The following is a 3,179-nucleotide window of genomic DNA, read 5'->3' on the forward strand; positions in this document are numbered from 1 at the left end:
GGCGGCGGGGGCGGGGGCGGGGGGGGGGGGGGGGGGGGCGGGGGGGGCGGCGGGGGTCAGCAGCTCGGCGTAGAGGGTCCGGAGCGCACGGCCCGGGTCGACGCCCAGCTCGTCCGCGAGGGCCCGTCGGGTGCGCTCGTAGTGGCGCAGCGCCTCCGCCGTCCGGCCGCTCTCGTGCAGCGCCCGCACCATCAGGTACTGCAGCGGCTCGTCCAGCGGCTGCCCCGAGCACAGCTCGGCGAGCTCGGCCACCAGGTCGGCGGCCCGGCCGAGGCCGAGGTCGGCGGTGATCCGGTGCCGGAGGACCTCGTCCTGCTGCGCCTCCAGCCGGGTGGCCGGTCCGCCGCGGTCCGGCAGGTCCGCGAGCGCCGGGCCGCGCCAGAGCGCGAGCGCGGCCCGCAGCCGCTCGGCGGCCTCGGCGTGCTCGCCCCGCTCCAGTGCCCGGCGGCCCTCGGCGGCCAGCCGCTGGAACTCGGCGAGGTCGGTCACCGGGTCGGTCAGCCAGTACCCGGCCGGGCCCGAGCCCACCCGGTCGCGGCCGATGGTGCGGCGCAGCCGGCCGACCAGGGTCTGCAGCGCCGCCGAGGAGTCCTGCGGCGGCTCGGCGTCCCACACCTCGTCGACCAGCAGGTCGGCCGGTACCGGCCGCCCCTGCCGCAGGGCCAGCGCGGCGAGCAGCGCGCGCAGCCGGGCGCCGCCTAGCGGGACCGGGGTGCCGTCGTCGTGGTGGGCGGTGGTGGTGCCGAGGATGCCGTAGTGCACCGAACCATTCTGGTGGATCGGCACGGCCGGCCACGCACATTTGTCCGGCCCTCCACGCTGACCACACGTCGCCTCCGTCCGGGCGCGGAACCCGGCGGCGGGCGTCGTGCGTTCATCCGGGACGGCTTGTCCGGGGCCGCGACCGCCCGGCATGATCGGCCTCTGCCCAGTCCCCACGGCCCCAACCACCGGAGCACCCACACCATGACCTTCGCCGCAACGCAGCGCTCACGCAGCGAGGACCGCCGGATCAGTCCGGTGTTCTGGGTACTGCTCGCGATCCTCGTCACCTCCGCCGTCGCCGTCTACCAGGGATACGGCAACGCCCGGTTCGGGGTCTTCCTGTTCGTGGTGGCCGGCTGGATGGTCTCGCTCTGCCTGCACGAGTACGCGCACGCGCGGACCGCGCTGCACGGCGGCGACATCAGCGTCGGCGCCAAGGGGTACCTGACCCTCAACCCGTTCAAGTACGCCAACGCGCTGCTCAGCTTCGTGCTGCCGATCGTGTTCGTGCTGCTCGGCGGCATCGGTCTGCCCGGCGGCGCGGTCTGGATCGAGCGGCACCGGGTGCACGGGCGGCTCAAGCACAGCCTGATCTCGGCCGCCGGTCCGTTGGTGAACCTGGTGGCCGCCGCGCTGCTGCTGGTCCCGGTCGGCGCGGGCTGGCTGGACGACCCCGAGGTGCGGGCGGTCTGGAACGGCTACGAGCTGAACGTCTCGCCGTTCGCGCTGGCGCTGGGCTTCCTCGGCATGCTGCAGCTGAGCGCGACCCTGCTCAACCTGCTGCCGGTGCCCGGTCTGGACGGCTACGGGATCGTCGAGCCCTGGCTGTCGCACAAGACCCGGCGGGCGATCGAGCCGTTCGCGCCGTACGGCATGCTGGCCGTCTTCGCGCTGCTCTGGCAGCCGGAGGTGAACCACTGGTTCTTCGAGGCCGTGTACGGCGCGATGGACCTGCTGGGCGTCGACCGCGCCTACGCGCAGGTGGGCCACGAACTGTTCACGTTCTGGAAGGACTGACCCGGCTCAGGCGCCGGCGGTCTGCTCCGCGGCCGCCTTCGCCAGCTTCTCGCGGCGCACGTTCATCCAGAGCACGTTGCTGGCGATGCCCGCCATCGGGAGCCAGATGAGGCCGAGCCACCAGCCCTGGACCAGCGAGATCACGGCGGCGGCCAGCGCGAGAACGGCGACGATGGAGGCGAGGACGGACGTGCGGGGCATGGCGGCGGACTCCTGGGGCCGGTGGACGGACGGCCCCCATTGTCGCCGACCTCACCTCCGGACCGGGTCCAGGGGTGAGGTCGGCGAGCCGCTCATCGGGCGTCGGTGATCGACCGACGTTGATCGGACGACGGTGATCAGACGTCGGTGATCCGCAGGCCCGCGTGGGCCTTGTAGCGGCGGTTGACCGAGATGAGGTTCGCCACCAGCGACTCCACCTGGTGCGCGTTGCGTAGCCGGCCCGCGAAGATGCCGCGCATGCCGGGGATCCGCCCGGCCAGCGCCTGCACGATGTCGGTGGCCGCCCGCTCCTCGCCGAGCACCATCACGTCGGTGTCGATCCGCTCGATCGACTCGTCCTGGAGCAGCACCGCCGACAGGTGGTGGAAGGCGGCGGTCACCCGGGAGTCCGGCAGCAGGGCGGCGGCCTGCTGGGCGGCGCTGCCCTCCTCCGGGACGAGCGCGAAGGCGCCCTGCTTGTCGAAGCCGAGCGGGTTGACGCAGTCCACCACGATCTTGCCGGCCAGCTCCTCGCGGAGCGCGGTGAGCGTGGCGGCGTGGCCGTCCCACGGCACCGCGACGATCACGATGTCACTCTCCCGGGCGGTGGTGGCGTTGTCGGCGCCGCGCACGCCGTGGCCGATCGCGTCCGCCGAGGCCTGCGCGCGGGCCTCGTCACGCGAGCCGATGATCACCCGCTGGCCGGCCTTGGCCAGCCGCAGGGCCAGCCCCCGCCCCTGGTCGCCGGTGCCGCCGAGGACGCCGACCACGAGCTGCGAGACGTCCGGCAGCTCGTGGGCCGGGTTTGTCGCTGAATCGAGGGAAGTCATGGGCCGATCCTGCCAAACCCCCGGGCCCGCGCGTCATCCTGTCCGCCATGGACGCGGTGAGAGTTTCGGCACTACGGGAGCGGCTGACCGGAACCGGCTGGCTGGAGGCCGTCGGCGGCTTCGCCGGTGAGCTTCGGCGAGCGGTCTCCCGGCGCGGGGCGGACGGGCTGCTGCTGGTCGGCACCGAGGCGTACGAGCCCTGGCACCTGGCCGCCCACCTGAACGACGAGGCCGCCTGGTCGGACGTGCCCCGGCTGGCCCCGACCCTGTTGCGGCACCGGGTCCCGCCGCAGGCGCCGGCCCACCTGGCGCACGGTCTGCGGCGGCTGACCGAGGCCGGGCGCGGGGCGACCGTCCTGGTGGTGG

Annotated in this window: 4 protein-coding genes and 1 pseudogene; 2 read left to right on the forward strand and 3 right to left on the reverse strand. The window is 74.2% G+C overall.

What is annotated here, in order from left to right; all coding sequences use genetic code 11:
- Positions 1-762: AfsR/SARP family transcriptional regulator (locus ABD308_RS19515; protein WP_344336348.1), on the reverse strand; the 762-nt coding region annotated here is incomplete at its 3' end.
- A 204-nt stretch (positions 763-966) separates the two neighbouring features.
- Between ABD308_RS19515 and ABD308_RS19520 the strand changes: the two genes are divergently transcribed.
- A complete protein-coding gene (locus tag ABD308_RS19520; RefSeq protein ID WP_344336353.1) occupies positions 967-1,782 on the forward strand; it encodes a site-2 protease family protein in 816 nt (271 codons plus the stop codon).
- A 6-nt stretch (positions 1,783-1,788) separates the two neighbouring features.
- Here ABD308_RS19520 and ABD308_RS19525 read toward each other — a convergent pair whose 3' ends face one another.
- Both ABD308_RS19525 and npdG read right to left on the reverse strand, forming a co-directional pair.
- Positions 1,789-1,983, reverse strand: a complete 195-nt coding sequence (locus tag ABD308_RS19525) for a hypothetical protein (protein ID WP_344336359.1) — start codon at positions 1,981-1,983, stop codon at positions 1,789-1,791.
- Positions 1,984-2,120: 137 nt separating this feature from the next.
- A complete protein-coding gene (npdG, locus tag ABD308_RS19530; RefSeq protein ID WP_344336363.1) occupies positions 2,121-2,813 on the reverse strand; it encodes an NADPH-dependent F420 reductase in 693 nt (230 codons plus the stop codon).
- A gap of 47 nt (positions 2,814-2,860) precedes the next feature.
- Between npdG and ABD308_RS19535 the strand changes: the two are divergent.
- A pseudogene (locus ABD308_RS19535) lies at positions 2,861-3,179 on the forward strand (hypothetical protein); the annotation flags it as partial.

This window comes from Kitasatospora putterlickiae (genome assembly GCF_039527695.1).
Classification (GTDB): domain Bacteria; phylum Actinomycetota; class Actinomycetes; order Streptomycetales; family Streptomycetaceae; genus Kitasatospora; species Kitasatospora putterlickiae.

Bases quoted from the DNA above. Each gene is read 5' to 3' on its own strand.
- ABD308_RS19520 (WP_344336353.1), top strand. From the start codon at position 967: ATGACCTTCGCCGCAACGCAGCGCTCACGCAGCGAGGACCGCCGGATC.
- ABD308_RS19525 (WP_344336359.1), bottom strand. From the start codon at position 1,983: ATGCCCCGCACGTCCGTCCTCGCCTCCATCGTCGCCGTTCTCGCGCTG.
- npdG (WP_344336363.1), bottom strand. From the start codon at position 2,813: ATGACTTCCCTCGATTCAGCGACAAACCCGGCCCACGAGCTGCCGGAC.